Origin of the sequence: Niveibacterium sp. (genome assembly GCF_041909475.1) — a bacterium.
Taxonomy (GTDB): domain Bacteria; phylum Pseudomonadota; class Gammaproteobacteria; order Burkholderiales; family Rhodocyclaceae; genus Niveibacterium.
Genome location: NZ_JAYRDJ010000014.1, coordinates 86,445 through 107,125 on the forward strand (window position 1 = coordinate 86,445; position 20,681 = coordinate 107,125).

Below are 20,681 nucleotides of genomic sequence, written 5' to 3' on the forward strand. Positions count from 1 at the left end.
GAATGGACTTTATCTTTGTCGAGGGGCTTCAAGTTGAAGCTTCGGTCGGAATCTACGAGCGCGAAAAGCGCGCCACGCAGCCGCTTGAAATCAACCTGACCTTCGGCGTCCCCGACGCCGCGGCGGCGCGTGATGATATCGCCGATACCATTGATTATGACGTGGTTGTGGACCGGATACGCGCTGTGTTGGCCGACCGCCACTTCAATCTGCTCGAAACGCTGGGCGAATTCATCGTTGATCTGCTGTTCAGCGAGTTCGGCGTGCCCTGGGTGCGGGTGTCGATTGCTAAGATGGGCGTGATGCGAGGGGTGCGGCGAGTCGGCGTGTTTATCGAGCGTGGTCGCGATGAGCCGGCGCCGCCAAGGCCGCACTTCCAATTTTGAAATGCCTTGCGTTTGCCGCAAGAATCCTTGGCGGAAATGAAACGGGCCCTTGCGGGCCCGTTTTCACATTCAGCGGATTTCCAGTTCGCTGAGTGCCTTGCCTGCCGCCAGCCATTCGGCGACCCAGCCCGGTTTGCGACCGTGGCCGGTCCAGGTTTGTTCGGGTTTGGCCGGGTTGCGGAATTTTGCCGCGCCAACGGTCTTGCGTGCGGCGGGCTTGCGGCCCGGCTTGGCTGCCGCGCGCGGCTTGCGGGTCTTTGCTGCGGCGGGTTTCTTTTCGTCGCCCATCAACTCTTCCAGCGACATGCCGGCTTCGGTGACGATTTTGTGCACTTTTTTCAGAACGTCGCGTTTCGCGGTATTGGCACGGCGTTCGATTTCGCCCTCTACGCGCTTGAGCAGGCGTTTGAGTTCGGTGAGATTGAGCTTGGCAATGTCCATTGTTCCCCTCTGAGCTTTTCGCGTTGGTGGCCCGGGGTTATCGCAGCAGCCGGGTTAATTCATAAATACTGCAATTCAGGAATGAATGCAATCTCGAACTGTAATTGTTTACGGAAATAGCGCGCTAATCGCCAACTCGGCAAATCAGCCTCTGGGGTGATGCTCGGCGTGAAGTCGCTTCAGGCGCTCTCGTGCGACGTGGGTATAGACCTGCGTCGTGGAGATGTCGGCGTGCCCGAGCAGCATTTGCACGACGCGCAGGTCGGCGCCGTGGTTGAGCAGGTGGGTTGCGAACGCGTGTCGCAGCACATGCGGCGAAATTCGTTCGGCGGCAATTCCGCTCGCGGTTGCGTACGCTTTTATGATGTCCCAGAAGCGCTGGCGCGTCATGGGTGCGGCGCGTTGGGTGACGAATAGCGCGGCGGAGGTTCGCCCGCCGAGTAGCTGCGGGCGCGCCTCACGCGTGTAACGCTGGATCCATTCCAGAGCGATTTCGCCCACGGGGACGATGCGCTCTTTCGAACCTTTCCCGAATAGGCGTACGAGTCCGGCGTTGAGATCGATTTCAGTCATTTTCAGTTCGATCAGCTCCGTCACGCGCAGGCCTGTGGCGTATAGCGTTTCGAGCATTGCGCGGTCGCGTAGACCGAGTGGCGCTTCTATATCGGGGGCATTGAGCAGATCCTCGACCTGCCGTTCCGATAGGGTCTTCGGTACGCGCGGTGCGCGGGCGGGCGTGGATAGGTCTAGCGTCGGGTCGACCTGAATACGCCCTTCCGCGAGCTGAAGCCGGAAATAGCGGCGCAGGGTTGCGAGCACACGTCGCTGCGTGGCCACCCGCGAATTGGGCGCAAATGCGTGCAAATAAGCCTGCAAGTCGCTACCGGTCGCGAGGCTGAGCCGCGTGCCGCGTGCCGACAGCCACTTCGCGCATGCGAGAAGATCACTTCGGTAGGCAGTCAACGTGTTTTGCGCCAGCCCGTCCTGCAGCCACAAGGTCTCGCAGAACGCGTCGACGTCGGACTCCATTTCCTCCGCCGTGATGTCGTCGCTCATGCCAGCACGCCCTCATGCCAAAGCAGCCAACGTTTTGTTTCGATCAGCCAACCCTCGGTGTGGTTTGCGAATCCGCCAATGCCCTTGCTGCCAAGTACGCGATGGCAGGGTATTACGAGCGGAAACGGGTTGGCGCCGCAGGCCTGGCCCACCGCACGAGCGGCGCTGCTCAGCGCGCTGGCCATTTCACCGTATTGGCGCGTTTGCCCTGCCGGGATTGCCGAAATTGCGTCCCAAACGCGTCGCTGAAATGGCGTGCCGCGCGGTTCAAGTGGCAGGGAAGGGAAGGGTGTGCCTTCAAGCAGATGCGCTTCCAGTGCGGCGGCGATCGTCTCGCTGAGCGCCCCGCGAGCGGGAATTGTCGCCGTGTCGGGGGCGAGGAACTCCAGGGTGTGGATTTGATCGCCTGCGACGACAACACCGAGACGGCAGGTCGGCATTGCCAGGATGGCGGTGAAGTCATGAGCCCTAGTCATGGCGCCTAACTCGGATGAAGACAGCGCCGCATTGTGCGCTGTGCGGGCAGACCGCTGGGCAAGAAAAAGCCGGCGATGCTTGCGCACCACCGGCCCATGCTCTCTACCCCAAGAGCGATGAAACTGATATTTGCGAGGAATATATCAGCAGCTCTTGGCGTTTGGTAGTGAAATGTGAAAAACGCCCAGATCGATGCTTGGATGGCCTTACTTCTTGCCGAGCAAGGCGTCTTTCAGGTCGGACTGCACCGGCTTGTCGCCGAACCAGATCTTCAGCAGAGCGCCGTAAAAGTCTTCGCCCTGAATCTCCTTGCCCTTCGCGGCGCCGTTCATCAGCACACGGGTCGCGCTGCCAGTCCACTCGATGCGGATGTCGCTCTTCTCCGGCACTTTGCCCATCGCGAGCAGGTTGGCGCGGAACTCTTCCAGGCGCGCTTTGATCTTGGCCATGTCGGCCTCGCTGCTGTTTTCCTGTACGCCGTTCTCGAGCGCTTCGGAGAGCTGTTCAGCTGACAGGTCACGCAGCGTGACGATCTGGATTCGCTTCGGCCCCTTCGTGCCGATGACGCCTCCGGCCGAGTCGGCCTTCGCGGGCAGGTAGAGGCCAATCGCGTAGACCTTGAAAAAGGCTTTCTTGCGCAGCCCGGCGCCGTTGAGCACCAGCTCGGCGGTTCCGGCGCTGGCCTTGTCTTCGAATTTGACGCCAGCGACGTCGATGGCGGCGAAGGCCGGCGTGATCAGGGCGGCCGACAGCAGCAGGGCAGCCAGGGTGCGATGACGCATGTTTTGTCTCCTCGTATTGGTTTCTTTTGCCGTCGGTCGATCGACCGCGGGGTTTCATCCGTACTGTAGCGTACGGCATGCGCCCCAAAAAACAAACCCTCCGCGCGGGAGGGTTTGTTTCATTTAGTCGCGCGTTTCAACTGCGGATTTCACCGTCGCCGAATACCACCCATTTCTGGCTTGTCAGCCCGTCGAGGCCGACCGGCCCTCGTGCATGGATCTTGTCGGTCGAAATGCCGATCTCCGCGCCCAGGCCGTATTCGAAACCATCGGCAAAGCGTGTCGAGGCATTGATCATCACCGAGCTGGAATCCACCTCGCGCAGGAAGCGCATGGCGCGGGTGTGGTTTTCGGTCACGATCGCCTCGGTGTGCTGCGACGAATATTCGTTGATATGCGCGATCGCCTCATCCACGCCGGGCAGCACGCGAATTGCGATGATCGGCGCGAGGAATTCCGTGCGGTAGTCGTCGTCGCTGGCCGGCTTGATGCCAGTCAGCCCCGCCGCTTCGAGGATCGCCTTCGACTCAGGGCAGCAGCGCATTTCAACGCCCTTGTCGGCATAGATACGCCCGATGCGCGGCAGGAATTCCGCTGCCACGGCTTTCGCGACCAGCAGCGATTCCGCGGTGTTGCAGGTGCCGTAGCGGTGGGTCTTGGCGTTATCCGCGATGCGCACGGCCTTGTCGAGATCCGCATCCAGGTCGACGTACACATGGCAGTTTCCGTCGAGGTGCTTGATCACCGGCACGCGTGCGTCGCGTGAAATGCGTTCGATCAGCCCCTTGCCGCCTCGCGGCACGATTACGTCGACGAACTCCGGCATCGTGATCAATTCGCCGACCGCTGCGCGATCGGTCGTTTCGATGACTTGCACCGCGGTCTGCGGCAAGCCCGCGTGGGCCAGCCCGTCGCGCACACAGGCAGCGATTGCCTGGTTGCACTGCAGGGCTTCCTTGCCACCGCGCAGGATTGCGGCGTTGCCGCTCTTCAGGCAAAGGCCGGCTGCATCCGCAGTTACGTTCGGGCGCGCCTCGTAGATGATGCCGATGACGCCCAGCGGCACGCGCATCTTGCCGACCTGGATGCCGGTCGGGCGGCGCTTCACGTCGGTGATTTCGCCGACCGGGTCAGCCAGTCCGGCGATCTGCTCAAGGCCGGCGGCCATCGATTCGATTGTCTTGGGGCTCAGGGTCAGGCGGTCGATCATCGCCGGCTCAAGGCCATCGATGCGGGCTTGTTCCAGATCGCGGGCGTTGGCGGCGAGCAGCGCGTCGCCGCGCTCGCGGATCAGCCGCGCGATTTCATTCAGCGCTGCATTCTTGCTGGCGGTGGAGGCGGCGGCCATCGCGCGTGACGCTGCGCGTGCTTGCCGGCCGACCGTCTGCATGTAGGTCTTGATATCCACTTGGAAACTCTGCTGCAAGGGCAAAGCGTCATTCTAGCCCGTGGGCGACAGTCGCCGTCGTCAGCGGAATGTTCGCAACAATCGTGCGCGACGGCGCGAGAGTGAAGAATGCAACACTCCGATACACGTCGGCTTGACGCGTGCATATCGTCGCCCAGAGAATGCAAAGCACTTTTTGTTCAATCCCGTTCCCCAAGGAGCGACTCATGCGCAAGTTCAACGACATCGCCAAAAAATCCGGCCCCAACGCCGGCGGCGTGCGCATGCTCGCCTCCCATTCCGGCTTTGTGGGTAATGCACTGATTGCGGCCGCTCGACGCGGCACGCCGTGCATTCATCCGGCTCTGTTTAGCTAGCGGCGGGCTCCGTTCCCGCCACCCATGTGGGCGGGAACGAAGGCAGGCTGTAGCCAAAAACTCCTTTCTTTCCCGCACTGATTGAAGTGCGCGTGACGCTATCCGCGTCGCGCGAATCTCGACGGCGTGTCGTGATCCGGCCGCCAGGAGACGAATATGTTTGCGTACTGGATGCGCGCCCTCGCACCCGAGGGCAGCCTCTGGCGGCATCGCGACTACATGCGGCTGTTTCTGGCCAGCACGCTTGCGACGCTTGGGGCGACCGTTTCACAGATGGCGCTGCCGCTGACTGCTGTTCAACTGCTCGACGCCAGCGCCACGCAGATGGGCATCCTCGCCGCGTGCGAACTGCTGCCGTTTGCGCTCTTGAGCCTGCCGGCCGGTGTGTGGGTGGATCGTTCGCGCAAGAAGCGCCTGTCGGCCACGTTTGACTTCCTTGGCGCCGCGGCACTGGCGTTGGTGCCGATCGCACATCTGGCTGGCGTGTTGTCACTGCCGGTGCTGTACGTGGCCGGCTTCATGGTCGGCTGCAGCTTTGCGATTGGCGGCACCGCGATGCAGGTTTTCATCACGCAGCTGGTCGGGCGGGATCGCCTGGTTGAGGCGAACAGCAAGCTTTCGGCTGCAGGGTCGATCGCAGGGATCGTCGGGCCGGCGCTGGCGGCGATCGTCGTCGATGCGGTCGGCGCGCCGCTGGCGATCACGCTGGACGCGTGCGGTTTCGCGCTGTCGGGGCTGTTGGTGCTGTCGATCCGTCGAGACGATCCGCCGGTGGCCGCCGAGCGGCGCCCGATGTGGCCAGAGATTGCCGACGGCCTGCGCATGGTCTGGCGCAATCCCTTGCTGCGTTCGCTCGCCGTGGCGGCGGCGATCTGGATCATGTTGTTCGACAGCTTCCGCGCGCTGTACGTGCTTTTCGCCACACGAGAGCTGTTGCTTGGGGCCAAGGACCTGGCGCTGATCAACACGCTGGGTGCGCTCGGCGCGCTGCTCGGTGCTGCCGCGGCGCACCGGCTTGAGCGTGCGCGTGGCGCCCGGCCGACGCTGATCCTCGGTTATCTGCTGTGTGGTGTCGGCTACGGCGCCTATGCCGCGATGCAGCCGGGCTGGCAACTCACGGCATTGGGCGCGGGCCTCGCGATGCTGGTGATCGACTTTGGCGCGACGATGTACTCAATCACCTACATCAGTCTGCGTCAGCAGGTCACGCCCGACGCAATGCTGGGCCGCATGACGGCGACGATGCGCTTTCTCAGCGTATCGGCTGCGCCGATCGGTTCTGCGGCGGCTGGGCGAATGGGGGATGTGGCCGGTCTGCACGCCACGCTGTTTGGTGTTGCCGTGCTGGGCTGCCTGCTGGCGCTCGGTGCCGCGCGCTGGATGCCGGCGACGCGCCGCAATGCCCCGATGGTTTATGAATTGTCCGAACAGGGAGTGATGAAATGAACAAACAGAAAGTCATTCATGTCCGGGCCGCAGAGCCCGATGATTGGCGAGCGGTGCACGCGATCATGACGGCCCCGGTCGCTGCCGCGTGCGCCTTTGGTACGCCTTATCAGGGGCCGGAACGCTATCGGCGACAACTCGCGGAGCCCGGGCAGGACCACTGGTTGCTGGCCTGCGCGGGCAGTGAGGCGGTCGGCGCGGTGATCCTGATGCCGCAGGGGCCGGCCCGTCGTGCGCACTGCGCGCGCTTGGCGATCGTGGTGCGCGACGACTGGCAGCGGCGCGGCGTCGGTGCCCAGCTGATGAAATCGGCGCTTGATCTGGCCGACAACTGGCTGGGGATAGGGCGGACCGAGCTGGAAGTCTTCATCGACAACATCGCGGCGATTGCGCTGTACCGGCGCTGCGGGTTCGATACCGAAGGCTGCTCGCGCGGTTTCGCGCTCCGTAACGGCGTGCTGGTCGACGCCTACCGCATGGCGCGGCTACGCGGCATCGCGCCATGGGTGTCGCCCGCAGCCAGTGCGACAATGGCCGCATGAGCGTCTGGCGCTGGGACATCTTCTGCACGGTCATCGACAACTACGGCGACATCGGCGTCTGCTGGCGGCTCGCTCGACAACTCGCGAGTGAGCACGGCGCCGATGTGCGGCTGTGGGTGGATGAACTCGCCAGCCACCGGCGCCTGCTCGGTGACAATGGCGATGCGCCCGCAGCAGGCGTGACGGTGCATCACTGGCGCCCGGATGCGTCGCCCGATGCGTCTGCCGATGTGGTCGTGGCCGGCTTCGGTTGCCGCCTGCCGGAAGCCTACGTCGCCGCGATGGCGGCTAGGTCGCGGCCGCCGGTGTGGATCAATCTTGAGTATCTGTCGGCGGAGGCCTGGGTCGAGGGTTGCCATCTGTTGCCCTCGCCGCACCCCCGTCTGCCTCTGACCGAACACTTCTACTACCCCGGCTTCACGCCGAAAACGGGTGGCCTGCTGCGCGAGACTGGGCTGCTCGCTGCACGCGACGCCTATCGTTCCGACGGTGCGGCGCAAGCGGCGCTCTGGGAAAGTCTCGGCACCGCGCCGCCACCGCCGGAAGCCTTGCGCATTTCGCTGTTTGCATACGAGAACGCGGCGCTACCCGAGTTGCTGCAGGCGTGGGCGGATGGCGAGCGCGAAATCTGGTGCGGTGTGCCGGAAGGGCGTGTGTGGAAGTCGGTTGAGGCGTGGCTCGGTGCGCCCCTGGTGCTGGGGCGGGAGGTGCGTCGCGGCAGCTTGACGCTGGCGCCGCTTCGCTTCGTCGATCAGCCGCGCTACGACCAGTTGCTGTGGTCCTGTGACGTGAATTTCGTCCGCGGCGAGGATTCCTTCGTGCGGGCCCAATGGGCAGGGCGTCCGCTGGTCTGGCACATCTATCCGCAGGACGAGGCGGCGCACCTGGTCAAACTGGAGGCCTTCCTTGCGCGTCAGGTCGCCAGCTTGGCCGAGCGCGATGCGGCAGTGCTGCGGCAGATGCAGCACGTCTGGAACACGGGTGGTGCGATCGTGCCTGTCTGGGCTGATTTCATGGCGGCGCTGCCGCGATTGCGCGAACACGCGGAAGCCTGGTGCAGAGATTTGTCGGCGCAGCGAGATCTGGCGGCAGGGCTGGCGCAGTTCGCAAAAATCAAGTTACAATAATAAGTTATCCATGTTTGTGGCGCCGGTTGGCGCCTTTTCCGTTATATCAGGTGCCCCGATGAAAACCGCCCAAGAACTCCGTGCCGGCAATGTCGTGATGGTCGGCTCCGAGCCGCTCGTCGTCCAGAAAGCCGAGTACAGCAAGTCCGGCCGCAACGCCTCCGTTGTGAAGATGAAGTTCAAGAACCTGCTGACCGGCTCGGGTTCCGAAACCGTTTACCGCGCTGACGACAAGTTCGAAGTCGTGACGCTGGATCGCAAGGAAGTGACTTACTCCTACTTCGCTGATCCGATGTATGTGTTCATGGACGCCGAGTACAACCAGTACGAAGTCGAAGCCGAGAATATGACCGAGGCGCTGAAGTACCTGGTCGACGGTATGGCGCTGGAAGTGGTGTTCTACGAAGGCAAGGCGATCTCGGTCGAACTGCCGAACAGCGTCGTTCGTGAAGTGATCTACACCGAGCCGGCCGTCAAGGGCGACACCTCGGGCAAGGTCATGAAGCCGGCCAAGATCTCGACCGGTTTCGAACTGCCGGTGCCGGCCTTCGTTGAAATCGGTGACAAGATCGAAATCGACACCCGCACCGACGAGTACAAGAACCGCGTCAAGTAATTGGCCGGTTGTTGTCACAGCAAAAAGGGCCCCGCGGGGCCCTTTTGTTTTGGGCGCGCGGGTTCAGTCCCAGCCGCTCGGCGCCGCCGCCTGTTCGCAGGCCACCTGCACGCGTTCGCCGCTTTCGAGCCAGACGCCGGTGAGGCAACCGCCCCACACGCAACCGGTATCCAGCGCCAGCACGCCATCCGCGTTGTAGTAACCGAGCGCCGACCAGTGGCCGCACACCACGGTGTGGCTGGTGCTTCGGCGCCCTGGCACCGCGAACCACGGCAGGATTCCGGCGGGCGCTGCGTCGATCGGGCCTTTGTACTTGAGCGCCATCTCACCGGTGGCGCTGCAAAGGCGCATGCGGCACATCGCGTTGACGATGACGCGCAGGCGATCCCAGCCTTCGAGGGCGTCATTCCATGCAAGCGGTTGGCTGCCCCAAAGGTTCTGCAGGAACACCTGCCAGTGGGGGCCCTGCAACGCACCTTCGACTTCATGCGCTAGCAGACGGGCTTGCGCCACGCTCCAACCGGGCAGCAGCCCCGCGTGCACCATCGCGAAGCGCTCGTCGACATGCATCAGCGGCTGGAAACGCAGCCAATCGATCAGCGCCGTGCGGTCGGGGGCATCGAGGATGTCGTCGAGCGTGTCGTCGGCGCCGCGCCGCATCGCCCCGCTGGCGACGGCCAGCAGATAGAAGTCGTGGTTGCCGAGCACCGTGACGGCACTCTTGCCGAGCGCACGAATGCGACGCAGCACCGCGGCGTTGTCCTTGCCGCGGTTTACAAGGTCCCCGGTCAGCCACAGTTCATCGCGACCGGGCTGGAAGCCGGCGGCGTCAAGAAGCCGGTCGAGCGGTTCGAGTTGTCCTTGCAGGTCGCCGACGGCGAATCTCATGCGTGGCGCTCCTGTTTGTCGGGCCGGATCAAGGCTTGCGCGAATCGCGCGCGGTGGCGCGAATCTCGATCACCTTGGCGTACTTGATGAAGCTGTTGAAACAGCCGATGCCGATATGTACCAGCCCGGCGCCGCCATCGAGAAAGCCGCGCCGCACGACGTAGAACTTGATGAAGCGGAAGATCGGGCTCAGCCAGAGCTTCGTTGCGCTCGGCTCGAACCCTTCGGTGACGAGCGCCTCGGCGGCGAGCGTGGTGTAACGGTTCTGCTTTGCTAGGTAGGACTCCAGCCCTTCTTCGGAGTGATGCAGCAGGTCGCCCTTGAGGCGGCCAACGTCGCCCAGCGCGGTGACCTTCTCGTGCACCAGATCGTCGGACCAGCGGGCGTGGCGGCGGTCGAAGAGCCGCAGCGACAGATCCGGATAGCCCTCGCCGTGGCGCAGGTAACGCCCGAGGAAGCGGTTGCAGCGCGGGAATTCAAAAGCGCGATGCGTTGGCGAAGCCAGCTCACGCTGGATCTCGGCCTGAAGCGCGGGCGTGACCACCTCGTCGCCATCGATGCAGAGCACCCACTCGTTTTTCGCCTGATCCACGGCGAACTGCTTCTGCGGGCCGAAGCCGAGCCAGTCCTGGTGGATCACGCGGGCGCCGGCGCGTTCTGCGATGGCACAGGTGTCGTCGCTGCTGCCGGAATCCACCACCACGATCTCGTCACAGAAGGCGAGGGAGGTCAGGGTCTCGGCGAGGGTTGGCGCGCAATCGCGCGTGATCAGGACGGCGGAAAGGGCTTGGCGTTCACTCATGCGCGCAATTATAGGCGTCGTGGCGTCGACGCGATTTGCCGATAACGGCCGCCGCCGGAATAATCCGGGCCATGCGAGAGATCCTGATCGTCAAAACCTCCTCGATGGGGGACGTCATCCAGTACCTGCCGGCGGTGACCGACATGCACGCACGGGTGCCGGACCTGGCGATCGACTGGGTGGTCGAGGCGCCGTTCGCGCCGCTGGTACGTTTGCACCCGGGCGTGCGGCGCGTGATCCCGGTCGCCCTGCGTAGCTGGCGCAAGCGCTTGCTGGCGCCCGCGACCTGGTCGGCATTCGGCGAGTTCCGCCGCTCGCTGCGCGAAGTGCGTTACGAGCGTGTGATTGACGCGCAGGGCTTGCTCAAGAGTGCAGTACTCGCTCGCATGAGCGGCGCGCCGGTGGCGGGCTACATGCCCGACAGCGCACGTGAGCCGATCGCCACGCGCCTGTATGCGGACAAGTACCGCGTGTCATGGCAGATGCACGCGGTGGAGCGCAACCGCAGGCTGACCGCCGCGATCTTCGACTATCGCCTTGACCTGCCGCTCGACTACGGCATCGTCGCGCCCGCGCCGGGTGAGGATGCCTGGCGGCCCGCTGAGCCTTACGCGGTGCTGCTGACCGCGACGAGTCGCGACGAAAAACTGTGGCCCGAACCGAACTGGATTGAACTCGGGCGCGCCTTGAACCGGCGCGGCCTCAACTGCGTGCTGCCTGCCGGCAGCGAGGTGGAGCGCGCACGCGCCCAGCGCATCGCCGCAGAACTGCCGCATGCGTTGGTGGCGCCGCCGATGCCGCTCGATGCGCTGGCGACCCTGCTCGAGCGCGCGCAATGCGTGGTCGGCGTGGATACCGGCTTGTCGCATCTCGCGGCGGCGCTCAAGGTGCCGGTGGTGGCGCTGTATCTCGCGACCGAGCCGGGCGCGAACGGCGTCGCTGGCGGGCGCAACGCGGTGAACTTGGGTGGCAAGGGGCAGAAACCCAGCGTGGCACAGGTGCTGCAGACACTCGCGCCGTGGGTCGCATGATCGGCCGTCTGCTGTACTCGGTAGCGTGGTATCTCGCCGCACCGCTGATCTTCCTTCGTCTGGTCTGGCGTGCGCGCCGCCAGCCGGAATATCTGCATAACCTGCGCGAGCGCATCGGCTGCTATCCGCAAGTCGCAGCGGCGCCGCTGATGTGGGTGCATGCCGTGTCGGTTGGCGAAACCCGCGCCGCACAACCGTTGGTGCGCGGCCTGCTGGCGCAATACCCGCAGCACACGCTGCTGCTCACCCAGATGACGCCAACTGGCCGCGCCACGGCGCTTGAACTCTTCGGTACCGAGCCACGCGTGACCGTGGCCTATCTGCCGTACGACACACCGGGCTGTGTGCGGCGTTTCGTGCGTCACTTCCGGCCGGATTTCGGTGTCGTGATGGAGACTGAGGTTTGGCCCAACCTGCTGCGCGGTGCGCGGCAGGCCAAGGTGCCAGTCTTGCTTGCGAATGCGCGGCTATCCGAGCGTTCTGCGCGCGGCTACGCGCGGCTTGGCGCTTTCGCCCGCAGCGTGTTTGCCGACCTGGCTGCCTGCGGCGCGCAAACTGAAGTGGATGCCGCGCGGCTGGGGGCGATGGGGGCGCAGCCGGTCAGCGTGACCGGCAACCTCAAGTTCGAGATCACGGCGCCGGCCGAACAACTGGCGCTGGGCGCAGCCTTTCGCCAGCGCTTCGGCGCCCGGCCCGTGCTCGTGGCCAGCAATACGCGGCCGGGCGAAGAGGGACCTTTGCTCGACGCGTTCTTGCGGCACGCGCCCGCAGATACCTTGCTGGTGCTGGTGCCGCGCCATCCACAGCGTTTCGACGAGGTGGCGCGCCTGATTGCGCAGCGCGGGCTGGCGTTTGAACGCCGCAGTGCTGCAGATGCGTCTATCGCGCCGGCGACCCGCGTGTGGCTGGGCGACAGCATGGGCGAGATGTTCGCGTACTACGCCAGCGGCGATGTGGCGATTGTCGGTGGCAGTTGGGCGCCGCTTGGCGGCCACAATCTGATCGAAGCCTGCGCGGTGGGGGTGCCCGCGATCGTGGGGCCGCATACCTTCAACTTCGCACAGGCGACGGTGGATGCGATTGCGGCGGGCGCAGCGCTGCGCTGCGCCGATGCTGACGAGGCCGTGCGCACGGCGCTGGCACTGCTTGCCGATGCGCCGCGTCGTACGGCAATCGGCGAGGCGGGGCGGGCTTTCAGTGCCCATCACCGCGGCGCGCTGGCGGCGACACTAAGCCTCGTCGACACCCTGGCGCCCAAATGAAACAGGCCCCTGCAAGAGGGGCCTGTTTTGGCTGCGCGAATAGCGCTTACTTTTTCTTCGCAGGCTTGGCCGGGGCTTCTGCCTTCTTGGTTGCCGGGGCTGCCTCGGTTTTCTTTGGCTCAGCCTTGCCCGGCTCAACCAGCGGTTGCGGGTTGGTTGCCGGCACCACGATCGGGCGGCCTGCCGCGGCGGGGTCAAGCAGCGCGTTAATGGTTTTGAGGTCGTCTTCGCTCAAGCTGCCTGCGGCGCTTTTCAGCCGCAACTGCGCGATCGCGGTGTCGTAGCGCGCGCGCGCCAGCTGGCGGAAGGTCTCGTAGTACTGCGTCTCGGCGTTCAGCACGTCGATGTTGATGCGCACGCCGACCTGGTAGCCGAGCTTGTTCGACTCGACTGCACTCTTCGACGAGATCAGCGCGGCTTCGTAGCCGGCGACCTGCGCGATACCGCTGCTTACGCCAAGGAAGGCCTGCTGCGCGCCGAGCGTGGCACTGCGCCGCGCGTATTCCAGATCGGAACGGGCCTTCTCTCGCAGCGCAACCGCCTCGCGCACCTTCGACTGGGTGTAGCCACCGGCGAAGATCGGCACGTTGATCTGCACGCCTATCGAGCCACCGGAGGTCTTGGCCTCGGTTGCGATGATGTCGGCCAGTGCGCCGCTGTGGTTGTAGCCGTACTTGGCCACCACGTCAGCGGTCGGCAGGTGGCCGGAACGAGCGCTGGAAACTTCGCGATCAGCGATCTCGGCGGCCAGTTGTGCTTGTTGTGCGGTCAGGTTGCCTTGTGCTGCGGTCGTTGCCCACTGCGACATGTCGTTCGGTTGCGGTTGATCGAAACGAACCCCGTCGCGCAGCGGGGCAAGGGCGCCCTGATCCTTGCCGGTCACCTGTTGCAATGCCTGGCGCTTGACGATCAGGTCCGCCTGCGCTGCCGCCTCGCGTGCGACCGTGAGGTCGTAACGCGACTGCGCTTCATGCACGTCGGTGACGGTGGTGGTGCCGACCTCGAAGCTCTTCTTGGCGAGCTCCAGCTGCTGCAGGTTGGCGGCTTTCTGCGCCTCGATGCTGGCCAGCGTTTCGGCGGCGTTGAGCTGATCGAAGTAGGCGGTTGCAACACGCACGATCAGATCCTGGCGTGCGCTTTGCGCCTGCAGTTCGGCGACCGTTGCGGCGAGCTCGCCTTCGCGGTACTGGTACCAGTTCTGCAGCCGGAAGATCGGTTGCGTGAGCTGCACGCCCCAGTTGTTGCTGTTGTATCGCCCGGAGATTTCCGGAAGCGGCAGGTCACGCGAGGTATCGTTGTACTGCGTGCCGGCCGAGGCGCCGATCTGCGGCAGCAGCCCGGACAAGCCTTGCGCCTTGCGCTCGCGGCCAGCCTCAGAGGCGGCGCGCGCGGAGGCAAACTGCGCGTCGTTTTCCAGTGCGTCGCGGTAGGCCTGCATCAGGTCTGCCGAGTGGGCGCTGCCTGCGAACAGGCCTGCGATCGCGATGCTGAGCACTCGCTTCATGAATCCATCACTCCGTCAGTATCTCGGCATGGTCGGGTCGACCTGTTCGGCCCAACCGGCAACTCCGCCGGCCAGGTTGAACACCTGGGTCAAACCATGCCGTTCAAGGAAATAGGCAACCTGCATGCTGCGGCCGCCGTGGTGACAGATCACCACGACCGGCGCGTCCGGCTCCAGCTCTTCGGCGCGCATCGGCACGCTGGCCATCGGCATCAATTGCGAGTCGGCGATGCGGCAGATGTCGTACTCCCACGCCTCGCGCACATCGAGCAGGTGCGGCTTGGCGCGGGATTCATCCGCCAGCCATTCGGCCAGCGCGCGGGGCGACAGCTGCTGCATCAGAAGCTGAAGGCGCTCTTGGCGGGCACGCGCAGCGCCGGCACCAGGGTGTCGAACACGTTCTCGGTGCTGTACTGGCCTTCGCCGGTGCAGGTGATCAGTTGCCCGACCATCACCGGCGCGCTGCCGACGAAGGCGAACAGGCGGCCACCGGGCTTGAGCTGTTCAAGCATTGCTTTCGGCACTTCGGTCACGCCTGCGGATACGACGATGACATCGTAGGGGCCGCGCTCAGGCCAGCCGGCGGCGCCGTCGCCTTCTTCAACGATCACGTTCTCGATGCCCGCCGCTGCGAGGTTTGCTGCGGCAAGGCTGGCGAGTGCCGGGTCGATTTCGATCGAGCGGACCCAGTCGGCGCGCGCCGCGAGCAGCGCGGCCATGTAGCCGGAGCCTGCGCCGATTTCGAGCACCTTGTCCGTCTTCTTCGGTGCGACGGCCTGCAGCACCTTGGCTTCAAGCTTGGGTTCGAGCATCGCGGCGCCACCGGGCAGCGGCACGGCGATATCAGCGAAGGCCAGGTTACGAAAGGCTTCGGGGACGAAGCGCTCGCGCTGGACAGTCATCAGGGTGTCGAGCACCTCGGGGTCCAGAACCTCCCATGGCCGGATCTGTTGCTCGACCATGTTGAAGCGCGCTTGTTCGAAATCCATTTCTTGCTCCTCGACAATGCCTTGAAATCAATGCGTTAAGCCAATGCTCTAAGCCTGCAATTCTAGCCCAGGCTGCGGCCCTGAGGCCGCCCTGTGTAACGTTTGGTAGCGCTCGGTGAGCTTTGATACACAGCGCCCTCAACCCTTTGCGCCCGGCGCAGCGATGCGGTACCACGCGGCGTACAGCGCCGGCAGGAAGAGCAGCGTCAGAACCGTTGCGACCGCCAGGCCGCCCATGATCGCCACCGCCATCGGCCCGAAGAAGGCGCTGCGCGTGAGCGGGATCATCGCCAGGATCGCCGCTGCCGCCGTCAGCATGATCGGGCGGAAGCGCCGTACGGTGGATTCGATGATTGCTTCCCACGGCGTGCGACCGGCTTGCAGGTCTTGCCGGATCTGGTCCACAAGGATCACCGAGTTGCGCATGATCATGCCCGACAGGGCAATGGTGCCCAGCATCGCGACGAAGCCGAAAGGCTTGTTGAAGGCGAGCAGGGACACCGTGACCCCGATCATGCCGAGCGGTGCGGTCAGCACCACCATCGCGACGCGAGAGAAGCTCTGCAGCTGGATCATCAGCACCGTCAGCACGACGAGGATGAACAGCGGCATCCCGGCCGCGACCGACTTGCCGCCCTTGGCGCTTTCCTCCACCGAGCCGCCAACGTCGATGTGATAGCCGAGCGGCAGTTTCGCGCGCAGCTTGGCGATCTCGGGTTCGAGCTGGGCAGTCACGGTGGCCGGCTGCACGGTGCCATAAAGGTTTCCGCGCACCGACACGGTCGGCACCCGATCGCGTCGCCACACAATGCCGGGCTCGAAGCTGTATTCCAGCGTCGCCACCTGCGTCAGCGGCACGCCGCGCCCGCTGCCGGTTGGCAGCATCAGTTCCGACAGTAGCGAGAGATGTTCGCGCTCGACCGGTGCGCCGCGTACCGTGATCTGGATTGTCTCGGTGCCTTCGCGCAGTTCGCTGATGTTCTGGCCGTTCACCGAAGTGTTGAGGAAGTTCGCCACGTCCTGCGCCGAGAGCCCCAGCAAGCGCGCTTTCTCGGCGTCGACATGCACCTTCACGACCTTGGAGGCTTCGTCCCAGTCCTTCTGCACGTTGGCAAGGTTCTGGTTCTTGCGCATCACGTCGGCGACTTCGTCGGCCAGTTTGTGGGCCACCGCATGGTCCGGGCCGCTGACGCGGAACTGCACCGGGAAGCCGACCGGCGGGCCGTTCTCGAGCCGGTTGATGGATGCGCGCAGTTCGCCGTAATCGTGTTCGAACAGCGTGATCATCTTGCTGCGCAGCGCCTCGCGTTCGGCCGCGCCCTTCGTCAGCACGACGAACTGCGCGAAGTTGGCCTGCGGCAGTTGCTGATCGAGTGGCAGGTAGAAGCGCGGGCTGCCGGTGCCGACGTAGGCGACGTAGTTCTCGATACCCGGCTCTTTCGCCAGCACGGCTTCGAGGCGCTTCACGGCGCTCTCCGCCGCGTGGTATGAGGCGCCCTGCGCAAGGCGCAGATCGATCAGCAGTTCCGGCCGCGTCGAATCCGGGAAGAATTGCTGCGGTACGAACTTGAAGCCCCAGATCGCGATGATGAAGGTGCCCAGCGTCGCGCCGATGGTGATCCAGCGGAAGCGCACGCACCATTCCACTGCGCGGCGGAAAGTGCGGTAAAAGCCGGAGTGGTAGATCGCGTCTTCGCCGTGGATGCCTTGATGCGCCGCTGCGCGCGCCTGCAGGCGTGCAGCCAGACCCGGCGCATAGCGTGCCAGCCAGCGGTTGAAGCGGCTCGGCTTGCCGTTCGCGGCGGCGAAGTCGGGCAGCAGATGGTAGCCGATGTAGGGCACGAACAGCACCGCAGCCACCCACGACACCATCAATGCAATGACGGTGACCTGGAAGATCGAGCGCGTGTATTCACCGGTGCTGGACTGCGCGGTGGCGATCGGCAGGAAGCCCGCCGCAGTGACCAGCGTGCCGGAGAGCATCGGCATCGCGGTGGAGGTGTAGGCGAAGCTCGCCGCCTTGGCGCGGTCCCAGCCTTGTTCCATCTTCGTCGCCATCATCTCGACCGCGATGATCGCGTCGTCGACTAGCAGGCCGAGCGCGAGGATCAGCGCGCCGAGCGAGATCTTGTGCAAGCCGATTTCAAGCTGGTGCATGAAGACGAAGGTGATTGCCAGCACGACCGGAATAGAAATCGCGACCACGATGCCGGTGCGCAGGCCAAGCGAAATCAGGCTCACCGCCAGCACGATCACGACCGCCTCAGTCAGTGAACGCACGAATTCCTGCACCCCGTGCTGCACTGCGTGGGGCTGATCGGCCACCCGTTCGAGGCGTACCCCGACCGGCAGCTGTTTGTCGATACGCTTGATCGCTTCGTCGAGGTGATGGCCCAGCGCGATGATGTCGCCGCCGCTGCGCATCGCGACGCCGATGCCGAAGGCTTCGTGGCCCATGAAGCGCATCTTGTTGCTGGGCGGATCAATGTAGCCGCGTTTGACCTCGGCCACGTCGCCCAGGCGGAAACTGCGTCCGCCCGCACGTATCGGCAGCTCGCGGATCGTATCGAGGTTCTCGAACTGGCCGGTGGGGCGCAGGAAGATGCGCTCGTCCACCAGTTCGTAATAGCCGGCCGCGGCCTTCGCGTTCTGGCCGACGATGGCGTCGACAACCGTGCGCACATCGAGCCCGAGCGTCGCGAGCTTCAGGTTCGAAAACTCGATGTAGACGCGCTGCTCCTGCTCGCCGAAGAACTCGACCTTCGCGACGTCCTGCACCTTCAGCAACTCACCGCGGATCGTGTCGCCGTAGCGCTTCAGGTCGGCATAGCTCATGCCTTCGCCGACCAGCGCGAAGATGTTGCCGAAGGTGTCGCCGAACTCGTCGTTGAAGTAAGGGCCTTGCACGCCGGCCGGCAAGGTGTAGCGGATGTCGCCGACGCGCTTGCGCACCTGGTAGAACATCTCCGACATCTTGGTCGACGCCATCGAGTCCTTGAAGATCAGGAAGATCAGTGACTCGCCCGGCTTGGAGTAGCTGCGGATGAAGTCGGTCGCGCCGAGTTCCTGGATCTTCTTCTCAAGCTTGTCGGTGACCTGCTCTTCCACTTCGGTGGCGCTGGCGCCTGGCCAGTTGGTGCGCACCACCATCACCTTGAAGGTGAAGGGCGGATCTTCCGATTGCCCGAGCTTGGTGTAGGCAATGACACCGACGAGCGTCAGCACCACCATCAGGTAGAGCACCAGCGCCTGATGGCGCAAGCCCCAGTCAGAGAGGTTGAAGCGCTTCATCGCTGGCTATCCAGAGCGACCGGCGTGTTGTCGGGGATCGGCTTGACCTTGTCACCGGCAGCGAGGCGATGCGCGCCGACAATGACCACGCGGTCGCCGTTTGCCAGCCCGCTTTCGATCAGGGCGCCGTCTTCCCTCCAGGCGCCGATCTTCACGCTGCGTGCCTGCAGCGCACCATCGGTACCGACTACCCAGACGCTTGGCGCGCCAGCCTTCTGCACCAGCGCGCCATGCGGCAGCACGATGCTCGACTTCTGTTGCGTGGGGAAGGCGACCGCGGCGGTGGCGCCCAGCGCGAGCTTGTCGTCGGCACGCGGCACCGAGATGCGCACCGCGTACGTGCGGGTTGCCGTGTCGGCGGCGGCGGCCACTTCCCGCACGGCGCCCTCGAACACCTGATCCTGGGCCGCCCAAGGGCGTACGCCAACCGGCGTGCCGGTCTTGATGCCGGCGATGCGCTGTTCCGGTACGTAGATCAACACTTCACGCTCGTTCGATGCGGCGATGCGCAGCACGGTTTGCCCGGCGGCGACGACCTGGCCGGCTTCGACTGGCGTTGCCGTGATCGCACCGTCACGATCCGCCACGAGGCGCGAATAGCCCGATTGGTTGCTGGCCACGTCCGCTTGGGCGCGGGCCTGTTGCAGGCGTGCTTGCGCTGCGAGCAGGGCGGCGCGCTTCTGGTCGAGCACCGAGCCACTGATGAAGTGTTGATCGCTGAGTGCCTTGCTGCGATCGAACTCCGCCTTCGCCAGCGCCAGGTCTGCGGAGGCGGCGACGACCTGCGCCTTGGCGGCCTCGGCGTTCAATTCCACATCCTGCGGGTCGATGCGGGCGAGCAAGTCGCCCTTCTTCACGCGGCTACCGAGGGTGACATTGCGTTCGAGCACCTTGCCGCCAACGCGGAATGCGAGGTCGATCTCATGGCGTGCGCGCACTTCGCCGGCATAGACGGCCAGCTGCGCCGTATCACCGAGGCCCACCGTGCGCACAACCGCGGCGCGCGGGGCCGGCTGCGGAGGCGCCTCGTGGGAGCAGGCGGCCAGCGTCAGTCCGAGGACGCCCGTGAGCGCCCAAACAAAACTCTCTCTCATTCGGGGGTTCCTTTCTCGGTGGCGCGAAGGCCGCGCAAGAAAATCTGCAGGAAGTTTTCTAGGAATTCTCGCGGGTCCTGCTGGCAGGCCTCACAGAACGCGAGCGAGTGCCGCCATACCGCGATATGCATGGCCGGCACGAAAAACAGGGATACGGTCTGGTCGAGGTTAATGGGACGGAATAGGCCGCGTTCGATGCCGCGCGTGATGGCCGCTTCGACCATGCGGCGCCCACGCTCAATCACGTTCTGGTGATAAAAGCGCGCCACATCGGGGAAGTTCATCGCCTCGGCGATCATCAGTTTCGGGATACCGCCGAGCGATGTGGCACCGACGTTGTCCCACCACGCAAACAGGATCGCGCGCAGCATGCCTTCCGGATCGTCCAGCATGCCGGAGAGCTGCGCTTCGGCGGATTCGATCAGCGGCACGATGCCGTCGCGGATCACCGCAGTGAACAGTGCTTCCTTGCTGTCGAAGTAGAGGTACAGCGTGCCTTTCGAAACCCCCGCGCGTGCGGCGATCTCGTCCAGCCGCGTCGCGGCGAAGCCCTTTTCGACGAACAGTTCCAGCGCCGCGGCGGACAACTCGCTCGGGCGGGCCTGCTTGCGCCGCTGTCGTAGCGGCTCGGATGTCTTGGATGAGGCGTTCATGGGCGCTGACAAAAAGCCGCGCGGATCGCGCGGCATGTAATGACTAACCAGTCAGTAATTAAGCATGCCTTTACGGTAGAGTCAAACTCAATTTGTATTTTGTCGTTGGGCATTCAATTTGAGAGCAATTGGCATTCACTTTGAGAGCCGTCCGCTAAAGTGCGACTAGCAAAGGCTGCGCATTCCGGTGGACTTGATCACCCGGAGTCGTGACAGCCGCCAATGATCTTGAGCGGTAGGAGCCTGCGCGCGAAACGGGGCATCGGTCTAGTCGCCCTGGTGGTGCGTCCTACTTGAGATGCAAACGTTTCAAAATGGGCGCAAACGGAGAAAACCCTGCGGGCAAAATGGTTGAAACAGCACCCCACTACTGGTGCGGTTTGCGGCGATTCTTGGGGCTTTGTCTGTTGAGGATCACCAAAAACTGACCCACTTATAGGGTCCGCGATCGCCGAAAACTGACCCACGTAGAGACACTGTCCCGCTCTGAGCTGAGCGGGGGAAACAGGAGTGATCAGCGTGGGCATGTT

Annotated in this window: 21 protein-coding genes; 8 read left to right on the top strand and 13 right to left on the bottom strand. The window is 64.4% G+C overall.

Annotated elements, in window-relative coordinates; genetic code table 11:
• Positions 1-2: 2 nt before the first annotated feature.
• Positions 3-386 carry a dihydroneopterin aldolase gene (locus ACE3P0_RS11150; protein ID WP_172204802.1) on the top strand — a complete coding sequence of 128 codons (384 nt, stop codon included), beginning with the start codon at positions 3-5 and terminating at the stop codon, positions 384-386.
• A 69-nt stretch (positions 387-455) separates the two neighbouring features.
• Here ACE3P0_RS11150 and ACE3P0_RS11155 read toward each other — a convergent pair whose 3' ends face one another.
• From ACE3P0_RS11155 to ACE3P0_RS11175, 5 genes are all read right to left on the bottom strand, one after another.
• Positions 456-827 carry an H-NS family nucleoid-associated regulatory protein gene (locus ACE3P0_RS11155; protein WP_374402690.1) on the bottom strand — a complete coding sequence of 124 codons (372 nt, stop codon included), beginning with the start codon at positions 825-827 and terminating at the stop codon, positions 456-458.
• A 144-nt stretch (positions 828-971) separates the two neighbouring features.
• Positions 972-1,883: a site-specific tyrosine recombinase XerD gene (xerD, locus tag ACE3P0_RS11160; protein WP_374402691.1), complete on the bottom strand. Its 912-nt coding sequence runs from the start codon at positions 1,881-1,883 to the stop codon at positions 972-974.
• On the bottom strand, positions 1,880-2,449 hold the full coding sequence (locus ACE3P0_RS11165; RefSeq protein ID WP_374402692.1) for a methylated-DNA--[protein]-cysteine S-methyltransferase: 570 nt from the start codon (positions 2,447-2,449) through the stop codon (positions 1,880-1,882). The genes xerD and ACE3P0_RS11165 overlap by 4 nt, the downstream gene beginning before the upstream one ends.
• A gap of 117 nt (positions 2,450-2,566) precedes the next feature.
• Complete coding sequence (locus tag ACE3P0_RS11170) at positions 2,567-3,142, bottom strand: chalcone isomerase family protein (RefSeq protein WP_374402693.1); 576 nt, start codon at positions 3,140-3,142, stop codon at positions 2,567-2,569.
• 136 nt (positions 3,143-3,278) lie between these two features.
• Complete coding sequence (locus ACE3P0_RS11175; RefSeq protein WP_374402694.1) at positions 3,279-4,550, bottom strand: glutamate-5-semialdehyde dehydrogenase; 1,272 nt, start codon at positions 4,548-4,550, stop codon at positions 3,279-3,281.
• Positions 4,551-4,756: 206 nt separating this feature from the next.
• On the opposite strand from ACE3P0_RS11175, the gene ACE3P0_RS11180 reads away from it, so the two are divergent.
• The 5 genes from ACE3P0_RS11180 (at position 4,757) to efp (ending at position 8,637) form a co-directional block, all read left to right on the top strand.
• Complete coding sequence (locus ACE3P0_RS11180; RefSeq protein ID WP_374402695.1) at positions 4,757-4,906, top strand: hypothetical protein; 150 nt, start codon at positions 4,757-4,759, stop codon at positions 4,904-4,906.
• A gap of 156 nt (positions 4,907-5,062) precedes the next feature.
• Entirely contained in the window at positions 5,063-6,352 is a 1,290-nt protein-coding gene (locus ACE3P0_RS11185; RefSeq protein WP_374402696.1) for an MFS transporter, read from the top strand.
• Positions 6,349-6,894, top strand: a complete 546-nt coding sequence (locus tag ACE3P0_RS11190; protein WP_374402697.1) for a GNAT family N-acetyltransferase — start codon at positions 6,349-6,351, stop codon at positions 6,892-6,894. Before ACE3P0_RS11185 ends, ACE3P0_RS11190 begins: the two co-directional genes overlap by 4 nt.
• The gene (gene earP / locus ACE3P0_RS11195) at positions 6,855-8,021 is read left to right on the top strand and encodes an elongation factor P maturation arginine rhamnosyltransferase EarP (protein ID WP_374402698.1); all 1,167 of its coding nucleotides are present in this window, start codon (positions 6,855-6,857) and stop codon (positions 8,019-8,021) included. Before ACE3P0_RS11190 ends, earP begins: the two co-directional genes overlap by 40 nt.
• Positions 8,022-8,079: 58 nt before the next feature.
• Positions 8,080-8,637: an elongation factor P gene (gene efp / locus ACE3P0_RS11200; RefSeq protein WP_172204782.1), complete on the top strand. Its 558-nt coding sequence runs from the start codon at positions 8,080-8,082 to the stop codon at positions 8,635-8,637.
• 63 nt (positions 8,638-8,700) lie between these two features.
• Here the strand turns inward: efp and ACE3P0_RS11205 are convergent, their stop codons facing one another.
• Complete coding sequence (locus ACE3P0_RS11205) at positions 8,701-9,525, bottom strand: symmetrical bis(5'-nucleosyl)-tetraphosphatase (protein ID WP_374402699.1); 825 nt, start codon at positions 9,523-9,525, stop codon at positions 8,701-8,703.
• A 28-nt stretch (positions 9,526-9,553) separates the two neighbouring features.
• Complete coding sequence (locus ACE3P0_RS11210) at positions 9,554-10,327, bottom strand: glycosyltransferase family 2 protein (RefSeq protein ID WP_374402700.1); 774 nt, start codon at positions 10,325-10,327, stop codon at positions 9,554-9,556.
• 71 nt (positions 10,328-10,398) lie between these two features.
• On the opposite strand from ACE3P0_RS11210, the gene waaC reads away from it, so the two are divergent.
• Positions 10,399-11,358, top strand: coding sequence for a lipopolysaccharide heptosyltransferase I (gene waaC, locus ACE3P0_RS11215; protein ID WP_374402701.1), 960 nt, complete (start codon positions 10,399-10,401; stop codon positions 11,356-11,358).
• Entirely contained in the window at positions 11,355-12,620 is a 1,266-nt protein-coding gene (gene waaA, locus ACE3P0_RS11220) for a lipid IV(A) 3-deoxy-D-manno-octulosonic acid transferase (RefSeq protein WP_374402702.1), read from the top strand. The genes waaC and waaA overlap by 4 nt, the downstream gene beginning before the upstream one ends.
• Positions 12,621-12,666: 46 nt before the next feature.
• On the opposite strand, the gene ACE3P0_RS11225 is transcribed toward waaA, so the two are convergent.
• The 6 genes from ACE3P0_RS11225 to ACE3P0_RS11250 all read right to left on the bottom strand — a co-directional run bounded on the left by ACE3P0_RS11225 (position 12,667) and on the right by ACE3P0_RS11250 (position 20,151).
• Entirely contained in the window at positions 12,667-14,124 is a 1,458-nt protein-coding gene (locus ACE3P0_RS11225) for a TolC family outer membrane protein (protein ID WP_374402703.1), read from the bottom strand.
• Positions 14,125-14,139: 15 nt separating this feature from the next.
• Positions 14,140-14,463 carry a rhodanese-like domain-containing protein gene (locus ACE3P0_RS11230; protein ID WP_374402704.1) on the bottom strand — a complete coding sequence of 108 codons (324 nt, stop codon included), beginning with the start codon at positions 14,461-14,463 and terminating at the stop codon, positions 14,140-14,142.
• Positions 14,463-15,113 carry a protein-L-isoaspartate O-methyltransferase gene (locus ACE3P0_RS11235; RefSeq protein WP_374402705.1) on the bottom strand — a complete coding sequence of 217 codons (651 nt, stop codon included), beginning with the start codon at positions 15,111-15,113 and terminating at the stop codon, positions 14,463-14,465. Before ACE3P0_RS11235 ends, ACE3P0_RS11230 begins: the two co-directional genes overlap by 1 nt.
• 138 nt (positions 15,114-15,251) lie before the next feature.
• On the bottom strand, positions 15,252-18,404 hold the full coding sequence (locus ACE3P0_RS11240) for an efflux RND transporter permease subunit (RefSeq protein WP_374402706.1): 3,153 nt from the start codon (positions 18,402-18,404) through the stop codon (positions 15,252-15,254).
• A complete protein-coding gene (locus tag ACE3P0_RS11245) occupies positions 18,401-19,498 on the bottom strand; it encodes an efflux RND transporter periplasmic adaptor subunit (protein WP_374402707.1) in 1,098 nt (365 codons plus the stop codon). The genes ACE3P0_RS11240 and ACE3P0_RS11245 overlap by 4 nt, the downstream gene beginning before the upstream one ends.
• The gene (locus ACE3P0_RS11250; RefSeq protein ID WP_374402708.1) at positions 19,495-20,151 is read right to left on the bottom strand and encodes a TetR/AcrR family transcriptional regulator; all 657 of its coding nucleotides are present in this window, start codon (positions 20,149-20,151) and stop codon (positions 19,495-19,497) included. The genes ACE3P0_RS11245 and ACE3P0_RS11250 overlap by 4 nt, the downstream gene beginning before the upstream one ends.
• Between the last annotated feature and the right edge of the window lie 530 nt (positions 20,152-20,681).